This is a genomic window from Bacillus sp. DB-2 (assembly GCF_003315125.1).
In the GTDB taxonomy this organism is placed as follows: domain Bacteria; phylum Bacillota; class Bacilli; order Bacillales; family Bacillaceae_G; genus Bacillus_A; species Bacillus_A mycoides.
The window spans coordinates 233,394-254,623 of sequence record NZ_QNRN01000003.1 but is presented as its reverse complement, the minus strand read 5'-3'; the positions used below and the strand labels follow the sequence as shown (position 1 = coordinate 254,623).

The 21,230-nt window shown below is 32.6% G+C and carries 21 protein-coding genes; all 21 read right to left on the bottom strand.

The genetic code is table 11. From position 1 onward, the window contains the following. Positions 1-88 precede the first annotated feature (88 nt). The 21 genes from DET63_RS06745 to DET63_RS06645 all read right to left on the bottom strand — a co-directional run bounded on the left by DET63_RS06745 (position 89) and on the right by DET63_RS06645 (position 21,214). Entirely contained in the window at positions 89-1,372 is a 1,284-nt protein-coding gene (locus tag DET63_RS06745; RefSeq protein ID WP_113936215.1) for a nucleotide sugar dehydrogenase, read from the bottom strand. Between the two features lie 205 nt (positions 1,373-1,577). Next, positions 1,578-2,699 (bottom strand): glycosyltransferase family 4 protein, encoded by a 1,122-nt coding sequence (locus DET63_RS06740; protein WP_113936214.1) that lies wholly within the window; start codon positions 2,697-2,699, stop codon positions 1,578-1,580. A gap of 21 nt (positions 2,700-2,720) precedes the next feature. Further along, positions 2,721-3,518, bottom strand: a complete 798-nt coding sequence (locus DET63_RS06735) for a glycosyltransferase (protein ID WP_113936213.1) — start codon at positions 3,516-3,518, stop codon at positions 2,721-2,723. 137 nt (positions 3,519-3,655) lie between these two features. After that, complete coding sequence (locus DET63_RS06730) at positions 3,656-4,870, bottom strand: transcriptional regulator (protein ID WP_113936212.1); 1,215 nt, start codon at positions 4,868-4,870, stop codon at positions 3,656-3,658. Between the two features lie 106 nt (positions 4,871-4,976). Beyond that, on the bottom strand, positions 4,977-6,167 hold the full coding sequence (locus DET63_RS06725; protein ID WP_002130024.1) for a glycosyltransferase family protein: 1,191 nt from the start codon (positions 6,165-6,167) through the stop codon (positions 4,977-4,979). Between the two features lie 101 nt (positions 6,168-6,268). Further along, positions 6,269-7,462 carry a glycosyltransferase gene (locus DET63_RS06720; RefSeq protein ID WP_113936211.1) on the bottom strand — a complete coding sequence of 398 codons (1,194 nt, stop codon included), beginning with the start codon at positions 7,460-7,462 and terminating at the stop codon, positions 6,269-6,271. An 86-nt stretch (positions 7,463-7,548) separates the two neighbouring features. Continuing rightward, positions 7,549-8,832 carry a flippase gene (locus tag DET63_RS06715; protein WP_235661762.1) on the bottom strand — a complete coding sequence of 428 codons (1,284 nt, stop codon included), beginning with the start codon at positions 8,830-8,832 and terminating at the stop codon, positions 7,549-7,551. A 102-nt stretch (positions 8,833-8,934) separates the two neighbouring features. Beyond that, positions 8,935-9,615, bottom strand: a complete 681-nt coding sequence (locus tag DET63_RS06710) for a sugar transferase (protein WP_113936210.1) — start codon at positions 9,613-9,615, stop codon at positions 8,935-8,937. An 18-nt stretch (positions 9,616-9,633) separates the two neighbouring features. Then, the gene (galU, locus tag DET63_RS06705) at positions 9,634-10,515 is read right to left on the bottom strand and encodes a UTP--glucose-1-phosphate uridylyltransferase GalU (protein WP_033715177.1); all 882 of its coding nucleotides are present in this window, start codon (positions 10,513-10,515) and stop codon (positions 9,634-9,636) included. A gap of 246 nt (positions 10,516-10,761) precedes the next feature. Beyond that, positions 10,762-11,529, bottom strand: a complete 768-nt coding sequence (locus DET63_RS06700; RefSeq protein WP_113936209.1) for a tyrosine-protein phosphatase — start codon at positions 11,527-11,529, stop codon at positions 10,762-10,764. A 109-nt stretch (positions 11,530-11,638) separates the two neighbouring features. Further along, the gene (locus DET63_RS06695) at positions 11,639-12,343 is read right to left on the bottom strand and encodes a CpsD/CapB family tyrosine-protein kinase (protein WP_113936208.1); all 705 of its coding nucleotides are present in this window, start codon (positions 12,341-12,343) and stop codon (positions 11,639-11,641) included. Then, entirely contained in the window at positions 12,333-13,076 is a 744-nt protein-coding gene (locus DET63_RS06690) for a YveK family protein (protein ID WP_113936207.1), read from the bottom strand. The genes DET63_RS06695 and DET63_RS06690 overlap by 11 nt, the downstream gene beginning before the upstream one ends. A gap of 260 nt (positions 13,077-13,336) precedes the next feature. Continuing rightward, a complete protein-coding gene (locus tag DET63_RS06685) occupies positions 13,337-14,014 on the bottom strand; it encodes a CpsD/CapB family tyrosine-protein kinase (RefSeq protein WP_113936206.1) in 678 nt (225 codons plus the stop codon). A gap of 365 nt (positions 14,015-14,379) precedes the next feature. Continuing rightward, the gene (gene fabZ / locus DET63_RS06680) at positions 14,380-14,814 is read right to left on the bottom strand and encodes a 3-hydroxyacyl-ACP dehydratase FabZ (RefSeq protein WP_113936205.1); all 435 of its coding nucleotides are present in this window, start codon (positions 14,812-14,814) and stop codon (positions 14,380-14,382) included. Between the two features lie 496 nt (positions 14,815-15,310). Continuing rightward, positions 15,311-16,312: a rod shape-determining protein gene (gene mreB, locus DET63_RS06675; RefSeq protein WP_113936204.1), complete on the bottom strand. Its 1,002-nt coding sequence runs from the start codon at positions 16,310-16,312 to the stop codon at positions 15,311-15,313. A gap of 161 nt (positions 16,313-16,473) precedes the next feature. After that, on the bottom strand, positions 16,474-16,746 hold the full coding sequence (gene spoIIID / locus DET63_RS06670) for a sporulation transcriptional regulator SpoIIID (RefSeq protein WP_002089714.1): 273 nt from the start codon (positions 16,744-16,746) through the stop codon (positions 16,474-16,476). A gap of 309 nt (positions 16,747-17,055) precedes the next feature. After that, positions 17,056-17,190 (bottom strand): hypothetical protein, encoded by a 135-nt coding sequence (locus tag DET63_RS06665; protein ID WP_002016211.1) that lies wholly within the window; start codon positions 17,188-17,190, stop codon positions 17,056-17,058. Positions 17,191-17,331: 141 nt separating this feature from the next. Beyond that, a complete protein-coding gene (gene spoIIQ, locus DET63_RS06660) occupies positions 17,332-18,315 on the bottom strand; it encodes a stage II sporulation protein SpoIIQ (protein WP_002167338.1) in 984 nt (327 codons plus the stop codon). A gap of 162 nt (positions 18,316-18,477) precedes the next feature. Beyond that, the gene (locus DET63_RS06655) at positions 18,478-19,185 is read right to left on the bottom strand and encodes an ABC transporter permease (RefSeq protein ID WP_113936203.1); all 708 of its coding nucleotides are present in this window, start codon (positions 19,183-19,185) and stop codon (positions 18,478-18,480) included. Next, the gene (locus DET63_RS06650; RefSeq protein ID WP_113936202.1) at positions 19,185-20,027 is read right to left on the bottom strand and encodes an ABC transporter ATP-binding protein; all 843 of its coding nucleotides are present in this window, start codon (positions 20,025-20,027) and stop codon (positions 19,185-19,187) included. The genes DET63_RS06655 and DET63_RS06650 overlap by 1 nt, the downstream gene beginning before the upstream one ends. 179 nt (positions 20,028-20,206) lie before the next feature. Then, entirely contained in the window at positions 20,207-21,214 is a 1,008-nt protein-coding gene (locus tag DET63_RS06645; RefSeq protein ID WP_113936201.1) for a LytTR family transcriptional regulator DNA-binding domain-containing protein, read from the bottom strand. Positions 21,215-21,230: the final 16 nt, after the last annotated feature.

Sequence of the window (21,230 nt, the reverse complement as noted above, 5' to 3'; positions counted from 1 at the left end):
TCAAAGTTCTATATATGCATTTTATACCAGAAATCTAACTTTTCATTTAATAAAACATATTCTTAATCAGCCGTTTGCAACTAATTCATTATACTCGTACGCCTTCTAAGCTTCTTAGTTTATATAGATTATTAAAATTGTAATAAGAAATTTGTTTACTACTTATATTCATACAATTACGCGTATCAAATATAATAGCCTTTCTTGCGTTATCAATAATGATTTGTTCGTCTACTTGTTTAAATTCATTATGGTCTGTTAGTACCAAAATACATTCTGCATTTTTCACAGCATTCTCTAGACTATATAAATTAAAATGCACCTGATTTTCATGAACATGGGGATCATGTACAGCAACTTGATAACCCTGTTCTGTAAGCAAATCTACAATTGTCATAGCTGGACTTTCTCTGACATCATCAATATTACCCTTATATGTAATTCCTAAAACTGCAACTTTTGCATTTTTATCTGGAATAATTTTCGCTAATTGTTCTACAACAAATGCAGGCATAGAATTATTTATAAAGCGCGCATTAGAAATTAATTGAGATTCTTCAGGTGCCTTTTCAATAATGAAATATGGATCTACTGCTAAACAATGTCCTCCAACACCTGGTCCTGGAAGATGTAAATTTACTCGAGGATGATGGTTAGCTAGCTTAATAACCTCTAAAGCATTTACGCCAAGTTTTTCGGAAATTTTTGCTAATTCATTTGCTAATGCAATATTTACATCACGGAATGTATTTTCCATAAGCTTAGACATCTCTGCTGTTACAGCAGTAGTTTCAAGGATTTCTCCTTGTACAAAACTACCATAAACTTCGGCTGCTTTTTGTGTAGATTTCTTATTAATTCCACCAACTATTCTTGTATTTTCTACTAATTCAATTAAAATACGTCCGGGTAACACACGTTCTGGACAATGTGCAAGGTAGATTTCTTCTCCTACATCCCATCCTTGTTCCTTAAGAATTGGAGCTACTACATCATCAATAGTTCTTGGTGGAATCGTAGATTCTACAATTACAATACTTCCTTTCTGTAAGAATGGTAAAATAGACTTAGTTGCTTCTACAACGTAGTCTAAATTTGCAGTGTGATCAGCATTATGTGGTGTAGGAACAGCAATAATAAATACATCCGCTTGTGTTGGATGTACGCTTGCGTTCAATTTCCCTTTTTCTACTACATCTTTAACTAATTCTCCTAGTCCAACTTCTTCAATATGAACTTTACCTTGATTAATCATTTCAATTGCAACTGGGTTAACATCTACCCCTATAACATCATACCCTGTTCTTGCAAATATAGCTGAAGTTGGTAAACCAATGTAACCTAAACCTATTACACAAACTTTTTTATTCATCTTCATCAATCCTTATCTTTTTTATTATTTAACTCATATATCAAAGTTATAATGAATATAAAATCTTTAAAAATTATACTTACTCAAATAATTTCATATAGACGCACTATACTTTATTATCCTTCCAGTTAATTAAATCCTATTATTACGTATCATTGATTATCCAGCCCTTAATTATAAACCTCTTTGCACTACCTATAATCTTTTATTTAGAATATACGCCTTCTATTGAGGATAGCATTTTTTCAATCGTAAAGTTTTCCTCAAATGACCTAAAGCCATTATTAGAAAGCTTATTATATAGACTAGGATTTTTTATAATTTCTAATATTTTTTGTGTGCCTTCTTTAGCATTATCTTTATCAAAAAGATAACCATTATAATCATCAACCACTATTTCATTATTACCTACAACATCCGTTGCAATAATAGGTTTTTTATATGATAATGCTTCTATTAATGAATACGGCATACCTTCGTATAAAGAAGTAGATAGGAATATATCAAAACAAATTAATTCTATATCTGGGTTTGAATGAAATCCTTTTAATTTAATAAATTCACTTAAATTATTCTTTTTAACATACTCAGAAATTTCTTTAAAATACTCTCCATCTCCAATATATACAAACTCAACGTTTTGTTTTTCCTTAATCACTTGTTCAGCTATACGAATAAATAACCATGGATTTTTTTGATAATCCATTCTCGCAATTGTTCCCACTACCAATTTCTCTTTACAACCTTTTAAAGGAAATTCGCTATCCGTAGAGGGTGAAGAAATACCATTATATACTACCATGGATTTATTTAATGAAATGACTTTATGCCCCAAAGCAAATGCTTCTTCGCCTTTGGAAACATGAAGGACCTTCGTTGTTAAAGAACCTAATAATTTTTCAACGCTCTTGTATATGAATTTTTTCTTCACTGATAAATTCGGGTTTTGAAATACATATGCATGTGGCGTATAGTATACTTGTTCCACTCCACATATTTTTGCTGCTATTCTACCTATTGCACCTGCTTTAGAGCTATGACAATGAACAATCTGCGGCTTAATTTCCCTTAGTATTTTTATAACTAATTTTGTAGCTCCTATGTCATTCTTAACTGATAATTCCCTTACCATTTCTGTGACTTCGTAAAAGTAGAGCCCCTTTCTCATAAGATTATTTTTTTCCGATAGAAATACATCATCCACCCGCTTAGTACCATGTATAACATGTACTTCATATTTATTTAGGTCTAAATTTGAGAGTACATCTACTAAATGCCTTCTAACTCCTCCACCTAATGCCTCACATATAAAAACAACTTTTTTCATTACTCACTGCCCCTTCTATCATTAGTTAGATCTACTTAATAAAGATTTAAGACCAATAATTAGCTTATTAGGAGCTACTAACAGGATAAAAGATTTTATTATTCCCACATAACTTTCTAAAACTAGAGGGTTAAAATATTTTTTTTGAATTTTTATTCTGCTATACAACTGTCTTTTTCGCCTACTTAATGAGATACTATTTGGATTGATTTCTTTACAAATGAGAACTTCATCTAAATTCGAAACCTTATATTTATTCATTATCCTGAAGAAAAACTCATAATCTTCTGCTGCTGGAAAATCAGTGTGATATACACCAATCTCTTCAATAATCACTGTTCTAAACATAACGGATGGGTGTGGGAAACAACTATTAATATGCATCCTCTTTTTTATCTCATCTGTTGAAAGCGGCACACGCTCTATAAACACTTCTTTACCATTCATATCCGTATGCCTCACGTTTGATCCTATCAACATGTAATTTGGATTATCTAACATATATTTTTTCTGCTTATAAAATCGATTAGGCTCAATTGTATCTCCTGCATCTATCCTGGCAACAAATGTATAGCCATTATCACAAATATACTTTAATCCTAAATTTAAGACATGCTCAATTCCTTTATTAACCTCAGACTTTATAAAAATAATATGGTGAATTCCAATAGTCTTAGGAACATGGATCGATTCCTTACTACCGTCATCAACAACTACTACATCTATCTTCTCTTTTGTTTCCTTCAATAAGGATTCTAAGGTTTGATTTAAACCAACTTGATCGTTATATACGGGAATTAATAATGCTATTTCTGACATATATTCTCTCCAATCCACTTATTAAACACACATAACAAAAAGGGACTTAAGATCTTAATTAATACAGATTCTCAAATCCCTCTTAATATAAAATTAGTCTTATACCTTTAATTAAATACACCTTTGAATTCATCAATCTAATCAATCTTAGCATTTAGCTTATTACTTTTGAATATATTCATATTATTAGCTGCTACAATTCCTCCCATAAATATAAGCCAATAACTTAGTGTAAAATCATAAGGTCTTTGATAAATCGATAATAAATAAATCATAGTAAAAATCCATACTTTCCTACTTTTCAAAGTAAATGCATAACCCATAAAATATAAAGTATGGAGAACAAATAATAATAATCCATTTATCACTACAAAGGTTTTCCAAGATAGCGCCTCTGAACCATACGCGTTTGCTTTATAAAGGTATTCTTTCTCTTTAATTCCTAATAATATATTTCCATCTTGCTTAAATTCTCTGTATATTTGCTCAAAACCAGCATTACCTCTATTATTTCCGTCTATATCGTTATTCCCTAAATCTAATCTATACAAAATTTTGCTATATACATAACTATCTTTAGGTACTGTATTCATCAATATTATTAAAGTTCCCAATATCACTAATATATATTTGTATTTTTTTATTGCTAAAAACAGTAGTAATATCATGAAGAAAGCGAAAGAAAACGATAATGTACCAGCAATAAAAATTATCTTCTCATAACTTCTACGTAAAGAAAATCCCTTTGAAGCTAAAATCAAACCACTAACTGTTCCAACAACACCCGGTTCATCAAACATTCCACAAATTCTATCAATACTTCCCCCCCACGGAAAGAAGTACCTTTGGTCTGCACCATTAAAGAAATGGTAGATAGAAAGATTAAAATAGTTTCTATAATATGGCTTTGTCCATGATGTACTAGATAATTGTGACCACTGTATATCAAATCCTACAAATAAGAAAATAGCTATAATTATAGCCGGAATAAGCGATATAGCAATTATTTTAATGAATTTATCATAAATCTTTAAACGATCTTCTTGTTTTATTAATACTAAAGGAATTAAGGACGCTGAGTATAAACATAAATTACGTACTATATGCTCATCCTTAAAACTAAACAGAAAAATTAACATTAAAGCAAAAAAAGCACTTAATATACCAGCTTTATTAATTTTAAAATCTGATATAAAAGCCCAAAATAAAAATATCAAAATATGGATTACCCCAAAAAGAGGAATTATGGAATTATTCCAAGTGAAAAAAGGATTCAACCATAAAAAACCATAAAATGCTGCGATATATATATATATATTATAAAAGAGTAAATCCATTCTCCCTCTTTGCATTTACTTATATCATCCTATCTTAAATTCTATTAGATACATTTAGTACTCAAATTCCCATTAATATATAGTATGATCAAACAAAAATAATAATATTATTTTCAAAACCCTATTTTAACAAATTTAAATATTTACTAGAATTAAAATCATAACTATAAAATCTCTTTAATTGATCATAATTGAATTCTAAAGGATTTAAACTAATTTCCACTAATTTATTAGCGATTTTTTCCTTCTCATTATCTACATTATCAAATAATCCATTCAAGTTATTTCCAACATTTAAAATTCGTTTATTAGCGTAAAGATAATCAATAATTTTACTAGGAATTTGACTTGTACTTTTATTATTTAAATTAATTAGTAAATCCATTTCTCTCATAATATTAAGAATCTCACTTCTACTTTTAAAATTATTAATTTTAATAGGAAGTTTTTCTATATCCAATCCTTCCATATTTAAAAACTCTTCTAAAGCCGTCACATTCCCAAAATAATGAAATTCTATTTTTTCATTCTTCTTACTAGCCAAAGATAACGCATGGATAAACTCTACTGGACTACGTATGCCCCTATAAAAAGATCCTGCATACATTATATTAAATTTATCTTTATCTACCTCATAATTACTTTTTCCCTGCTCCTCCTCAAAGAGTTGAGGAATAACATGAATTTGCGACTTATTTACGCCTAAACTAGTATAACAATCTATCGCACTTTCTGTTGGTATTACAATCGAATCTACATTATTAAGTATCCTTGATTCCAGAAATTTATCATATTTTCTTATCTCCCGATCTGGATTATAAGAGAATGGATCCCCATAATCAGCTATCCATTTTACATGAGGAGCATCTTTTTTTAATAAATGTCCTGTAATATGAGTAGACACTGGTAATCCCACCGTCACCATAGCTATACTATTGCTATGTAACTGATTTTTTTTAGTATAACGATAAGCATTTATTGCCCATTCAATTGTTCTATCTGGCCAAATAAGTAGATCGTATAATTTTTTCAACCCTTTAGTAAGGAGGTTACTATGAGAATTGTTTAATATATTTCTGTTAACATCCCATCTATTTTTTTCTTTATGGAGTAAAATACCTGGTTTAACCTGATGTAAAGTGATATTATCCATATTTTGATTCTCTATTTCTTGGTACATAGCATTTTGGGGGATTACTAAATCCACATGATATCCATCTTTTAACAAAGATGAAACTATTCCTTTCACATGAAAGGCTCGAGCTACATTTTCCGGATAATACCAGTAACTGATTACTAATACCCTTTTCATTTTCTATACTAGCCACCTTTACAGTTTATATAATAATTACATTTTTTATATGTACCATTCGCGAAAAATTTATAAGTTTTTCTTATCAAGTAAAGTACATCTTATTTTTCATTTATAATATCCATATATAAATTTAATTCTTTGTCACTATTTCTATCCCAATCAAAATTATTTAACCAATCATTAGAGAGGTTTACACTATATTTATTTTTAAGAATAGATGAAATTTTTTCAGCAAACTTCTCTTCAAAATATTGGTCATCTTTTATAACACAAGTTTTATCAATAATTACTTCCGGAATTCCACCATTACCACTTCCTACTACGGGTATACCACACGCTTGTGCTTCTAATAAAACTGAACCTAATCCTTCCTGGCGACTAGGTAAAATTAATACATCCATTACACTAAGATAGTCGATTACTTCTTGAGGTGCTACCTTACCAGTAAACAAAAATTTAGCATCAATTTTATTAAAATTTTGTTTCATCTCTTGCTTTAAATCTCCGTCGCCTATAATAAGAAAAGTAAATTCTTCGTCAGTAATTTCATTAAGTTCCTTATATATTTGAGGGATTTTATCGACTCTTTTCACTTCAACTAAATTACCAATATAACCGACTATATACCCTTGAAGACCAAAATTAGTTCTTAATTCACTCTTCTTTTTTGAACAAACTGGATAAAATTTTTCTCTATCAATACCATTATAAATAATTGCAAAATTATCTCCACAATACCCAATATCTCTAGCTTCTTTTTTTAAATATTCACTCACAAAAATAGTTCTATCCGCATATTCCAGGTTTCGAAGAATTACTTTTTTTAAATTCATACTTTGTTTAGGCATAGTATGGATATCACTACCATGTAATGTCAATGTATATGGAATTCCCAAAAAGCGTTTAATATAGTATGCTAAACTTCCTTGAGTATGCCCCCAATGAGCACTTACGATATCAAACTCTCGTATTTTCATCTTATTTCTTAAAATAACCTCTAAATAGACTAAAAAGTCTAGTCCTAATTTTTCTAAAACCTTTTTCGTTAGGGTATTTTTCAAAAAGAGTTTTCTATATTTAATATCTTCATAAATAAAAAACTCTCCCTCTTTTTGATAAATTTTTTTCTTCAGTATTTTCTTCAATATTTTCAATACTATTCCATCATAAAAATTCACACAATATTTTTCACTATCTACCTTATTATTATTCAACTTAATCCTCTTATGAGTCGCATTGAATAATCCGGTTTTATTTTGAGGATCCATATTGACAAGATATAAAATCTTCATAGATTTCTCCCTTTTAATCTTAATTCTATATACATAATGTACCGAAAAGAAAAAATAGAATGAGGGACTTTCTCCTCATTCTATTTTTAAATTTTTTTAAAATAAATTCTATTGATGAAAATGGTTACAAAATATGTAGCTGTCGTAGCTATGGCTGCGCCTAACGCTCCAAATTTATAGATTAATATAAGATTAAGACTTATATTAAATACAAAAGATATACAACTTACTTTAAAATTCAAGTCTACTCGCCCTATGCTAAGTAATGTGATTCCTTTAGGTGAATAAACGCTCCAAAAGAATAATCCTATTACAAGGATTTGAAAATAAGGTACTGAATTCACATACTCTTTTCCAAATATCAGTGGCATCATTAACGGTATTATAAAGAATGTTGATGTACATAATAACGCCGTTATCATTAACATTCTACTTTCAAATTTTTTCAACATCTTTCTTATTTGAACCCTATTATCTGTTTGCTCGGATATATACGGTATCATTAATTGATTTAGCGTATTAGGAATAATCATCATAGAAGTGATTATAAGCTGTGCTATGCCGTAATAACCTACTTCTTTTTGTTCCACATTCATGTAATTTAAAATGAGAATATTAAACGTAAGTATTAATTGACCTAATAAATTTGTAATAAACGAATAGCTACCTAATTTTAATGGTTTGGCGATCAATCCTTTGTCTATTCGCTTATATTTTATAGATTGTAACTCCGATTTAATGAAAGGTACAAATAATAATGTTGTTAATGATAATGCAATTACTAAAGTAATTATGTATCCTGTCATTCCATAAATATATGCTCCTAAGATACTTATTATTACCACAGCAATTTTAGAAATACTTTGTACATTAGACATTAAATGGATTTTTTTCTGGGATTGTAAGTAAGCCACAAAATAAGCACTTATAGAAAGGAATGGTACCTGTAAAGCATAAAATTTCATTAGATTATTTATTTTTATATCCGATGAAAACCCTCCAAATCCCGCTATAACGATGGTTAACAAAGTAATAAATACTGAGAATATCACTGTTACTTTGAAGCCATCTTCAAATAACTTCTGCTTTTTCTGTATACTAATTTTTTCAGAACACATTTTTAAAATGGCCACATTTAATCCTAATCCAGCTATAATTACTAAATTACTTAAAAAAGATTGTAATACCTTTAATCTTCCAATGTCTTCAACAGATAAAATTCTTGTTAAGAATATCTGTCCACCGAATCCCGCTATTTGTAACAAGAAATTCGCACTAAGAAGATGCACGAAACCTTTCTCCATAGCTTTACTTGTAACTAGTTTAACTTTTTCAAATAGATTTTTGCTCCGCAATGCTATCGATTTCATTCTTCATTTCACCATCATTTGCTTTCCAAACTAAATTTAATAATTCGATTTTTTTCAGCAGCTAACAAAATCTTTTTCAATTTTAAGTTGTATATAAAATTATTAATAAGCACCCTTACGTAATACAACCAATAAAACTGTTTTAAATAAGATAGTAATATCTAATTTTAAGGATTGGTTATATACATAGTATAATTCTATATCTACTCTTTCCGGATATCCTACATCACTCCTACCACTTACTTGCCAATAACCGGTTAGACCAGGGCTAACTGACAAGAAGTCTGAAGTTTTTGAGCCATATTCTTTTAATTCTTCTTGGATAACTGACCTCGGACCAACCAAGGTCATCTCACCTTTAAGAACATTAATAAATTGTGGCAATTCATCTAGACTTGTTTTTCGTAAAAAGCGTCCTATATTTGTAATACGTGGATCTTCTTCCGGTTCAAGTTTATAATTATTATCTATATATTTCTTGTATAGTACTTCATTTTTTTCTAATTTTTCTTCTGCATTAACTACCATAGAACGGAATTTATAAATACCAAAAACCTCACCATTTTTACCAATTCTAGATTGTTTAAAGAAAACTGGTCCTTTTGCTTCCCCACGCATATATAGAATAGGAATTATAATAAAAAATGGAGAAAATATTATCAAACCAACAATAGCACCTATAATATCTATAGTCCTTTTTAAGAATGCATGAACCATTGATATTTTTTTAACCTCATCTATTTCTTTCCCTACAGATTCGTTTATTACGCCTCTTTCTTCCAAGCCCTCTTCACCTCAACTTTACACATGTACATTTTTTATTTTTACAAGTTCGTTCATATACTGCATTAATTCATCTTTCAATTCATCATGTTGCAATGCCATTTCAATCGTCGTCTTAATAAACCCAAACTTCTCCCCAACATCATAACGAGTTCCTTCAAAGTCATAAGCAAACACTCGTTGGATTTCATTTAATCGTTGGATTGCATCCGTTAATTGAATTTCCCCACCAGCACCTGTTTCTTGATTTTCAAGAAACATAAAGATTTCTGGCGTTAATACGTAACGACCCATAATTGCTAAGTTGGATGGTGCTGTTCCTTGTACTGGTTTTTCTACAAACTGACGTACTTGATATTGACGACCATTTTGCGTGATTGGATCAATAATTCCGTAACGATGTGTTTCATTTTCTGGTACCGTTTGTACACCAATGACAGATGAATGTGTTGCCTCGCACTCGTTCATTAGCTGTCGTAAACATGGTGTTTCAGCCTGTACAATATCATCGCCAAGTAATACCGCGAATGGCTCATTTCCAATAAATTTACGTGCGCACCATACTGCATGTCCTAAACCTTTTGGTTCTTTTTGTCTTATGTAATGAATGTTAATTTTTGAAGAAGCTTGAACTTTCTCAAGCATTTCATGCTTTCCTTTTTCTAAAAGGTTTTGCTCTAACTCAAAAGAATGATCAAAATGATCTTCAATTGCACGCTTCCCTTTTCCAGTAACAATAATAATATCTTCAATTCCTGATTCTATCGCTTCTTCTACTATGTATTGAATTGTCGGTTTGTCAACGATTGGCAACATTTCTTTCGGCATTGCTTTCGTTGCTGGTAAAAACCTCGTCCCAAGACCAGCGGCTGGGATAATTGCTTTTCTTACTTTTTTCAAATCTTGTCCCCCTAAAAATATCATTTTATCTGTATGTAACAATAACAAAAACCCTACCTATAGAGTCATTTTTATAACTCCATAGGTAGAGTTTCTGGCATAAATAAAATTATGGGCATCTAACCCATCCTCACGCCATACTCCCGACGACAAGCGTCTAAGGTAGGTTGAAATATAATTTCTACCCACAGCACAACCGAGTGCCCCCGTTGATAACGGTTAGGAGACATCACCAAAGCTCTTCAATTAAAAAATACCAAATAATTTCTTACGACGAATTTGTTCTGGATCTTCTTTATAAATTGCTTTTTCACTAATTAACAAATATGGATTTTCCTTTAAATCACTCATAACATTCATTCCAAATTCTTTTCCGATTAATTCATAGCTTTCTGCTAAATGAAACCCTCTTGATGTTGTGTTATGTGCATCTGATGCGATCATATGCGTTAAATTATGTTCAACGAGTTGTAGTGAGAATTTTTTTATCTTTTTGCCGAACTTTCCTAGTAAACTTCCTGCCGTTACTTGTGTTAATGCACCTTTACTTACAAGATTGTATAACTTATCTGGCCGCTCGATTAACTCGGCATTGCGTTCTGGATGAACGATAATTGGGATCATTCCTTTAACACGTAATTCATATAATAGTTGCTCTGCATAGCGAGGTACGTGATTAGATGGAAACTCAATTAATATGTATTTATTCGTTTCGTTTAAGGTAACGATTTTACTAGCTTCATAGTCTTCTAATAAATCACCATATAACCTGACCTCTTGCCCTGGTAAAATTTTCAGTGGAATTTCATTTTGTTGTAGTTCATCATTTAGTTGTTTTACTTGATGAATAATTGAAGTACGTTCATTTGTATATTTACCATTTTGATGGTGTGGTGTTGCGACGATTGTATGTATTCCTTCTTGGACAGCCTTTTGTGCCATGGCCAGACTATCTGTTACTGTTTGTGCACCGTCATCGATGCCAGGTAAAATGTGACAATGTAAATCAATCATTTGTTTCATCCTCCCTCTCTCATATAAAAATCTTTTTTCCTTTGAATATGAGTTATCTCATATCCAAAGGAAAAAAGGAGATATGTTTTTGCCATATCTCACTTTTTAATTAGTTTGCACCGTAGTAATAATATAAGCCTTGTTCACGTTCACGATCGTTCAGAACAACACCTAACAATTTACCTTTTGCAGATTCTAATAATCCTTTTGCTTTTACCGCTGTTTCTTTTTCTGTCGATTCACTACGAACGACTAGAATAGATGCATCACATACATTCGCCATAATTTGTGCGTCTGTTACAGCTAAAATTGGTGGTAAATCAAAAATAACTAAATCGTACATACTATATGCTTGAGCAAGAAGCTCTTGCATCGATTTCGAACCTAATAATTCCGCTGGATTTGGTGGGATTGGGCCGCACGCTAAAAAGTGTAAATTATCTACATTTGTCGTTTGTATACACTTCTCTAAACGTTGACTATGCGTTAATACATTCGTTAATCCGACAATATTGTCTACTTGGAACATTTGATGCATCGCTGGTTTACGCATATCTGCATCAATTAATAATACTTTCTTTCCTTGTTGAGCAAAAACAACTGCCATATTCGCTGTTGTCGTCGTTTTCCCTTCACTCGGGTTAGCAGACGTTACCATTAGCGAATGTAAGTTTGTATCAACAGACGCAAATTCAATATTCGTTCGAATATTACGATATTGTTCTGAAATTGGTGATTTCGGTTGTTGATGAGCAATTAGCTGACGACGTTGACGATGATTTTTTTTCTTTTTAAATAAACTATTAAGAACCAATTGTCTGTCCCCTCACTTTTCTTGATGATGGAGCATGTGATTTCACGTTTGCTGTTTCTTCATCCATACGAGCTACAATACCTAACACTGGTAAGCCAAGTAAGCTTTCTACATCCTCTTCTTTTTTCACTGTGTTATCTAAGTATTCTAGTAAGAATGCAAGGCCAACTGAAGCCATTAAACCAACAACGAAAGCAATTACAACATTTAACATCGGACTTGGTTTAATTGGGGATTGATTTTCCGCAACTTCTGCTTTTGATAGTACCGTTACGTTATCAACATTCATAATTTTTGCAACTTCACCTTTAAATACTTCTGCAGTTGCATTAGCGATATCACGAGCTAGTTTCGGATCTTTATCCTCAGCTGTTACAGAAATGACCTGTGAATCTTTTTCATTTGCAACATTAATTTTTCCAGTTAAAGCTTGCGCAGTTATATTTAAATCTAATTTTTCATTTACTTGATCTAAGATTACTGGACTTTTAATAATAACCTTATATGTATTCGTTAATTGAATATTCGTTTGAATTTCACCAGCTTGTAACATTGCACCTTCTTGCTTTTTCTGATTCACGAGAATTTGCGTCGAAGATTGATAGATTGGTGTCATGAAGAAGAAGCTAATGATAGCACTTACAATAGCTGCACCAAAGGCGATTACGAGGATCATTGCTAAACGTTTTTTTAAGATATGAAATAACTCTTTTAGACTAATTGTTTCTTCCATAAGTTCCTCCAACTTTCTAAAATTTACACATAGGAAAAATTATAACATATAAATCTTACATTTTTCATTTTTAATAATTCAGTTCTATATTCGTTCACAAGAAACAAGTTTAATCTTACAAAATAATCTTAAATATGACAACACATTCCAATCATTTTCCAAAATTTTTATTTTATCATGTTTTTCATGCTGTGTAACTTGATAAATAATTTTCAGAAGACAATAAAAAGCCAACAAAAATTTTGTTGGCTTTTTATATTTTAGTAATAACCATACTGCTCTTTTTCTTCCTTTTTATCGTTTAAAACGACACCGAGTATTTTGCCAGATGCTTTATCTAATATTTGTTTCGCTTTTACGATCTCATCTTTTTCTGTCTTTTCACTGCGTACAACGAGTACGATTCCATCACATTTATTCGCAAGTATTTGTGCATCCGTAACCGCAAGAACAGGTGGCGTATCGATTAAAATAATATCGAACATGTTATATGCTTCGAGCAGCGCCTCATCCATAGCCCGACTACCTAATAGTTCAGCTGGGTTTGGCGGTATAGGGCCTGATGCCATTACATATACGTTCTCTATATCTGTTTTTTGGATGCATTGCATTAGTTTCGCTTGTCCTGATAATAAGTTCGTTAATCCATTTGAATTATGAATCGCAAATAAGTTTTGAATTGTCGGCTTACGTAAGTCCGCCCCAATTAACAATACTTTTTTCCCTTGTTGACCGAAAACAACTGCTAGATTAGAAATAGTCGTTGTTTTCCCGTCTCCTGGATCTGCTGAAGTGACAATGATAGAACGAATATGGTTATCTACAGATGTAAATTCAATGTTCGTACGAATGTTACGGTATTGTTCTGTAATACGTGATTTAGGCTCTTTATGTGCAATTAATTGTCGTAATGGTTTTCTTTTCTTTCTTCCGAACATGTTCTAGTCTCCTTTTTCAAAATGCGACCTTTTCCCTTTTTCTCTTTTATGCTCGATATGCTACACCTATTTTTCATTTACTTCTACCGTTAAATTTCCCCATTACTTTCCTCTACAGTTCATCATAACGAATCATAATAACCTTTGTCCTATCTTATAACCTCCATAATGTGACAACGGCATCTCTATCTTTATCGCGCTATCATTCATCTTGATTCCAAGATATTTATAGCGTCATTATATACAAACTCCCATTCATTTACAATTAAAATTCTGATTAATCTGCATTTTAACATTTCAAACAAAAAATATAGTAATTAAAAAAATCCTTCTGTAATATACAGAAGGATTTTTTTAATTACTCTCTATTCTTTTTTATCACCAATTGCAAATGTAATTTCAGCTTCACACGCAACTTCACCATCCACTGTTGCGATTGCTTTTCCTTTTCCGATTGGGCCACGTATGCGCGTCATTTCTACTTCTAAACGAAGTTGATCACCTGGGCGCACTTGTTTTTTGAAGCGGCAGTTGTCGATGCCTGCGAAGAAAGCAAGTCTCCCGCGGTTTTCTTCTTTCTTTAATACAGCAACTGCACCAACTTGCGCTAATGCTTCTACAATAAGTACACCAGGCATAACTGCATAATCTGGGAAGTGCCCATTAAAGAACTCCTCGTTTGCAGATACATTTTTAATTCCAACCGCTCTTTTTCCCTCATCCACTTCTAATATTTTATCAACAAGTAAAAATGGATAGCGGTGTGGAATGATTTCTTTAATTTGTTCTATATTTAGCATGTAACAATCGCCCCTTTTGCAATATTGGTCTTACCACTTGGACATATTGTTATTATCCCATTTTGTTTATTATTTGTCATTATAAAGTACTAATTTACTTCCAATTATAAAAAATGCATACACTCTATTCCATTAAAATAGTTGCACTTCTCAGCAACTGACACGGAGGTAGAAAAGAGTGTATGCCCAAATTAGGGAAAGGCAATATGTATTTGAACATTTTTTGCCTTAATGTCGTATTCGACTCATTATATTACAAACGTTTTCAAATATGAAAATATTAAATTTAACCATATATATGAATATTTTACCTATTTTCTCTATTTTTCTTTATTTTCCTTCCATTTTCTCAATAAATTAAAAAAATATAAAAATATAAAGATATAAAAAAATAAAAAGGACCAAGGTTTGATACCTTAGTCCTTCTCACTTTATCCCGATTGGTGAAGGCTAATAATCAGCGGGGGATGAACCTCCCACTGATTAAAGTTTCACTTTATTTCAAAGCACGTCTTGGTAGTTTATCAATATTCTCTAACATAATACCTGTACCAATAGCAACACATTGCATTGGGTTTTCAGCGATTAATACTGGTACCTTTAATTCTTCTGCTAGAAGCATGTCGATACCGTGTAATAAAGCTCCACCGCCTGTTAGAATAACACCGCGGTCGATAATGTCCGCAGATAGTTCTGGTGGTGTGCGCTCTAGTACGCCTTTTGCAGCTTGTACAATGATAGCTGCGTCTTCTTTTAGTGCTTCTGTAATCTCTTCAGAGCATACTGTAATTGTACGTGGTAAACCTGTTACCATGTCACGTCCGCGAATTTCAAGCTCTTCACTACGTGCACCTGGGAATACTGTACCAACTTTAATTTTAATATTTTCTGAAGTACGTTCTCCAATTAATAGCTTATACTTACGTTTAACGTAGTTTAAGATTTCCAGATCAAACTTATCGCCAGCCATTTTGATAGAGGAAGAGGTAACAATATCACCCATAGAAAGTACGGCAATATCTGTTGTACCTCCACCAATATCAACAACCATGTTTCCGCTTGGCTGGAAGATTTCCATACCAGCACCAACTGCGGCTACTTTTGGTTCTTCTTCTAAAAATACTGTTTTACCACCTGAACGTTCAGCAGCCTCACGAATTGCTTTTTGTTCTACAGATGTGATATTTGTTGGACAGCAAATTAAAATGCGAGGTTTTGAAAAGAAGCTCTTCACGTCCAATTTGTTAATGAAATACTTTAACATTGCTTCTGTAATTTCGAAATCTGCGATTACACCATCTTTAAGTGGACGAATTGCTACAATATTACCAGGTGTACGTCCCACCATACTTCTTGCTTCTTCACCTACTGCTAATACTTTTCCACTATTACGATCAATTGCCACAACAGATGGCTCATTTAATACAATACCCTTACCTTTAACATGAATTAATACGTTAGCCGTACCTAGGTCAATTCCGATATCTCGCGCAAACATTCCCGTCATTTCCTCCTCGATATTCAAAATCAGGTTACACCCGAATTCTTTTACACCTAATTTCTGATTTTATCATAAATTTAACAGAAACGTAATATTCGCAAAAAGAATTCTTCTGAAAAATATTACCGAATTCACAAGGAATGTTTGCTATTTTAGATTTATTGGCGCACAGGGTTTTCTGTATCTTCTTTTCGGTACTTTTGCTTTGTTGCTTCTCCACCTCTTAAATGACGAATAGACTTATGATAATCAAGAATTTCTTTCACTTCATTTGCGAGCTCTGGATTAATTTCTGGCAAACGTTCTGTTAAATCTTTATGGACTGTACTCTTTGATACCCCAAACTCCTTTGCGATTACACGCACTGTCTTTCTTGTCTCCACGATATACTTGCCAATCTTGATAGTTCTCTCTTTGATGTAATCGTGCACACCACTCGCCTCCCTAAATTGGATGTGAGAAGTGTGAAATGAGACTCGCTGCATACGACTATGAAGTAAATGTGAGTGCTGTTTGTAAGCGTTAAATATTCTTGGATTTATAATGAAATGATTCACGATTTCTCACCTCAAACACTCTCTTTGCATTGGTTTATACCATTGTATTGCCCGCACTACTGATATATGCTACATGTTCACTATTTTTGCGGACTAAGTTAAGAAAAATTACGTTTTTTTGTGAGAAATACGTTAACGATGACAATTATGGCGAAAAAAAGTGACACCTCTTTATAAAAGGTGTCACTCTTCTCTTTCATATTCTTCTTCTAACAACTGATGGTGGGGAACTTCTTTCTTACCGGCAATATAATAATATAAAGCGAATAAAACAAACAATAAAATGATAGCAATCGACAGAACAGATAAAAATGACACAGTATCCCCTCCCTTTTGTAATATATATTCGAGAATCTCGTCATTTTTCCTTGTTATTGCAACTTTTTTCTCGAAATTGATTATTTTTATATGAAAATAAAAAAATCAGCTCTCCTAATGAGAACTGATTTTTTCACTTTATTATTCTTGTGAAGAAGAACCGTTAGATGATTCTGTAGAACCATTCGTTGATTTTTCTTCTTTTTGAGATTTGTCATCTTGTTTGCCGTTCGTCTCTTTATCACTAGTCGAACCGCTTGTTGATTTCTCTTCTTTTTGAGATTTCTCATCTTGTTTGCCGTTCGTCTCTTTATCACTAGTCGAGCCGCTTGTTGATTTCTCTTCTTTTTGAGACTTATCTTCTGGTTTCGTGCTTGTCGACTTTTCTTCTTTTTGAGATTTGTCATCAGCTTTTTTACCAGAAGCATTTGTCGCCTTTGCAGCACCTGCATCAGCTTTAATTTCTGCTACTGATTTATTTAAATAACGCTCAGGGTTCACAGCCACATTGTCTTTACGTACTTCAAAGTGAACGTAAGAACCTGCATCTTTATTCATTGCATTTAGACCTGATTTTCCTAACACTTCACCTTGCGCGACTCTTGCACCTTTTTCTACTTTCACACTGCCTAAGCTTTGATAAGATGCTGCTACACCATTTCCACTATCTACTGTTACAACATAACCAAGAAGTGAATCTTTTTCAGCTTTCGTTACTGTACCACTTAAAGCAGCTGTAACATCAAATTCTTTTCCGTTTTTCGCAGCAATGTCAATTCCTTTATTCGGGGAATATGTGTTGTTATAAAAGACAAGTGCTTTTTCTTGTTCCGCCTCTGATGCTGCATCTTCATAGAATTTCTTCTGTACTACTACTTCTGCATTTGCTGCAGTTGGCATTTTCACTACTTCTGAAGATTTTGTTACTGGTACTGCCGGATCTTCCGTTTGTGTATACGGTGTTGCTTGATCTTGGTTCGGAGCTTTCTTTGGATTAGCTCCCTGGAACCATAGCGCAACCATTAAGATTACCGCTGCACAAGCAATGTATAGTGCCGGAAACACCCATCTTTTTTGAAATAAATGTACTACTTTTTGCGACTTTTTACTATTTCTTCCTCGCATTCCATCATCACCTCAGCAATCATTTTGAACAATATTCACTCATCCTATACAACCTATAACTAATTACTTTTCGACAAAATCTGTAAAAATATGTATAGGAATTGCAAAATTTCCGAGGAAATGATAGAAAAAGGAAAAAACTGAGCGTTTCAGCTCAGTTTTTTAGTCTAGTTGTTTCTTTTTATAAACGATAATACAAAGAATAATAGAAAGTACACACCAAATTATTATATTTATTAAATCACCACTAACAGTTGATAATCCCTTTCCGTTCATTAGCTTCGGCATTGCATCCGCAAGGTGTTTCGTTGGAAGAAAATCAATCATTTTTTTTACAAAATCATTTTTTAAAAAAACTCCTAATATTGGAGCTAGAAGGAAAATAAATAAGATTGGCATACCTACTACTGATGTTGATGCTGTTGTTTTAGCTATTAATCCAATCGCCGTACCTAACATAAGAAAGAAAAATATACTAATAAGTAAAAATAGCACTATTAATGGAATATTCCCCTTTACTACACCTAAAATTGCGAAGTTACTAAAACAAATTGCAAATGTAATAAGACCTGTTAATGCGCTTTTTCCTAGTAACACTTCTAACGATGATGCTGGTGATAACATCAGCACACGTAGCGTATGCTTTTCTTTTTCTTCTGCAATTAAAGCCGCTTGAACAAAGCTTCCTACCATTGTTAAAGCCATTAAAGTTACCATATTAGATATTTCATCTTTCGGCCCATCCATCTGTCCATAAACAAAAGCAAATATAATTGGAAGTATTGCCATTACAAGTACAGATGCATTTGCTTTAATATCCTGTAACTCTTTCCGAAAAATAGCTGAAAATCGTCTCATTGAAAATGTCATTATAATCCCCTCCCAGTAACTTCAATAAAGATATCGCCTAGCGTTGGTTCGTGTGAATGAATCGATAGTAATTCGCCCTTTTTCATCCATTCTGAAATACGTTTTGCACCTAATTCGTCTTTTTGCACTACTTCTTTTTGCTTATCTTTTAATACGACTTGTATTTGATCTTTCGCGTATTGTAAGCGAAGGTTTTCTGGTGTATCAAGCGCTACAATTTCTCCGCCGCACAGAAAGGCGATGCGGTTACACAGTGTTTCTGCTTCGTCCATATTATGAGTCGTTAAGAAAATCGTTGTTCCTTCTTTATTTAAGTCTTTTAAGATTTTATGAATGTTTTGTACGTTTACTGGATCAAGTGCAGATGTTGGTTCGTCTAAGAAGAGGATATCTGGTTTATGAAGGATTGCTCTAGCTAATGTGACACGCTGCTTCATTCCTTTTGATAGCTTCTTTACTGGTGTTTTTTTATCATCTAATAGATTCACTTGCGCTAGTACTTCATCGATTCGTTCTTTTTTACAATCGTATAAGTCACAAAATAATAGTAAGTTATCATAAATGCTAAGTCTTTCGTATAAGCCGCTATTGTCTGTTAAAATACCGATTCGTTTGTAATCGATACTACTTGGCCCTGTAATGTCTTTCCCTAACACTCGTACTGTTCCAACGCTATGAAGCAATTGAGAAGTTAAAATCTTTACTGTTGTTGTTTTCCCAGATCCACTCGGTCCGAGGAATCCAAAGATTTCTCCTTGCTTTACCTCAATATTTACATTTCGAAGGGCCGTTTTTCCATCGAAACTTTTCATTACATCTTTCATTTCAATTGCCAATGTCATTTCGTCATCCCCTTTGTTTTTCTTTTTATAGATGAAAGTCGCTTTAGCGCTTTTCGTTTGTTTGTTTCGCTTTTCTTGACTCAATCATATGAAAAACAAAGGGTAGGCGCAGTAAAATACCGGCAAAAGGAGTATTTTTACTGTTGAATGAATCGTATTTTGAGCTTATCGGAGCATTTTTATAGCCCAATTACACCTTTTAACTCATCCATTCGTCCTTTTGAAAGCGGGATTGAACTTTTTCTTTCGTCATCCAAAATTAAACTAAAGCTATTACGTGTCCACGTAATCACTTCTCGTACTCTTTGTAAATTAACGAGGTACGAGCGATGACATCTGAAGAACCCGAATCCTGTTAATCTCACTTCTAGTTCACTTAATGTTAATGCACATACGAAATCTCCTTCGCGCACATGAATATGCGTCACTCCGTTTTGCGTTTCAATGAAATGGATCTCCATCGGATCCAGTAAAATGATTTTATCATTCACTTTCGCCGGTATTCTTTCAAGTTTCATTTGCGGAATCATTTGAACGACTTTTTCTTCATCGACTTCTTCAGCTTCTTCTTGCTCTATTTCTATCTTTTTCACACCATCTTGATTTAATATGTATACATCTTCTGTCAGCGAAAGGGCATCTGATAAAAAGGAGGACGTAATAAAGATTGCCTTTCCTTGTTCTTTCATTTTCATAATCGCTTTTCGAATAATAATCGTACTCTCTGTATCTACATTTTGCTCTGGCTCTTCTAAAATAACTAAATCCGGATTATGAATCATAATCCTCCCAATATGAAGACGACGTTTCTCTGAAAATGACAATTTTTCTATTTTAACGTTTAACTTATCGAGGAGGCCGACATATTGTACTACTTCTTCCATACTCATATTGGATTCATAAAGTCCTAATAAGAATTTGAAGTATTCTTTCACCTTCAAACGGTCATATGCTTCATCTTTCAAAAAACAAAAACCAATGCGGGAATAATTCTTCTTTCCAATCGCTGTGCCTTCAAATAGTACATTGCCAGTTGAAGCTTCTTCTTCACCGATAATGATGCGGTGCAACACTTTAGCTGTATGATTATTGCATTGCAAAACAACACATTGTCCTTTTTCAACCTTCAGTTCAACTGCCGGTAACTGGTTTGTTTTCCCTAACTGTTTCAACTCCAATAACGCCATTCTGTCTCCCCCAAAT

Excerpts from the sequence above, each read along its gene's own strand:
- DET63_RS06745 (WP_113936215.1), bottom strand. The coding sequence starts at position 1,372 with ATGAATAAAAAAGTTTGTGTAATAGGTTTAGGTTACATTGGTTTACCA.
- DET63_RS06740 (WP_113936214.1), bottom strand. The coding sequence starts at position 2,699 with ATGAAAAAAGTTGTTTTTATATGTGAGGCATTAGGTGGAGGAGTTAGA.
- DET63_RS06735 (WP_113936213.1), bottom strand. The coding sequence starts at position 3,518 with ATGTCAGAAATAGCATTATTAATTCCCGTATATAACGATCAAGTTGGT.
- DET63_RS06730 (WP_113936212.1), bottom strand. The coding sequence starts at position 4,870 with ATGCAAAGAGGGAGAATGGATTTACTCTTTTATAATATATATATATAT.
- DET63_RS06725 (WP_002130024.1), bottom strand. The coding sequence starts at position 6,167 with ATGAAAAGGGTATTAGTAATCAGTTACTGGTATTATCCGGAAAATGTA.
- DET63_RS06720 (WP_113936211.1), bottom strand. The coding sequence starts at position 7,462 with ATGAAGATTTTATATCTTGTCAATATGGATCCTCAAAATAAAACCGGA.
- DET63_RS06715 (WP_235661762.1), bottom strand. The coding sequence starts at position 8,832 with ATGAAATCGATAGCATTGCGGAGCAAAAATCTATTTGAAAAAGTTAAA.
- DET63_RS06700 (WP_113936209.1), bottom strand. The coding sequence starts at position 11,529 with ATGATTGATTTACATTGTCACATTTTACCTGGCATCGATGACGGTGCA.
- DET63_RS06690 (WP_113936207.1), bottom strand. The coding sequence starts at position 13,076 with ATGGAAGAAACAATTAGTCTAAAAGAGTTATTTCATATCTTAAAAAAA.
- DET63_RS06685 (WP_113936206.1), bottom strand. The coding sequence starts at position 14,014 with ATGTTCGGAAGAAAGAAAAGAAAACCATTACGACAATTAATTGCACAT.
- fabZ (WP_113936205.1), bottom strand. The coding sequence starts at position 14,814 with ATGCTAAATATAGAACAAATTAAAGAAATCATTCCACACCGCTATCCA.
- mreB (WP_113936204.1), bottom strand. The coding sequence starts at position 16,312 with ATGTTTGCGCGAGATATCGGAATTGACCTAGGTACGGCTAACGTATTA.
- spoIIQ (WP_002167338.1), bottom strand. The coding sequence starts at position 18,315 with ATGCGAGGAAGAAATAGTAAAAAGTCGCAAAAAGTAGTACATTTATTT.
- DET63_RS06655 (WP_113936203.1), bottom strand. The coding sequence starts at position 19,185 with ATGACATTTTCAATGAGACGATTTTCAGCTATTTTTCGGAAAGAGTTA.
- DET63_RS06650 (WP_113936202.1), bottom strand. The coding sequence starts at position 20,027 with ATGACATTGGCAATTGAAATGAAAGATGTAATGAAAAGTTTCGATGGA.
- DET63_RS06645 (WP_113936201.1), bottom strand. The coding sequence starts at position 21,214 with ATGGCGTTATTGGAGTTGAAACAGTTAGGGAAAACAAACCAGTTACCG.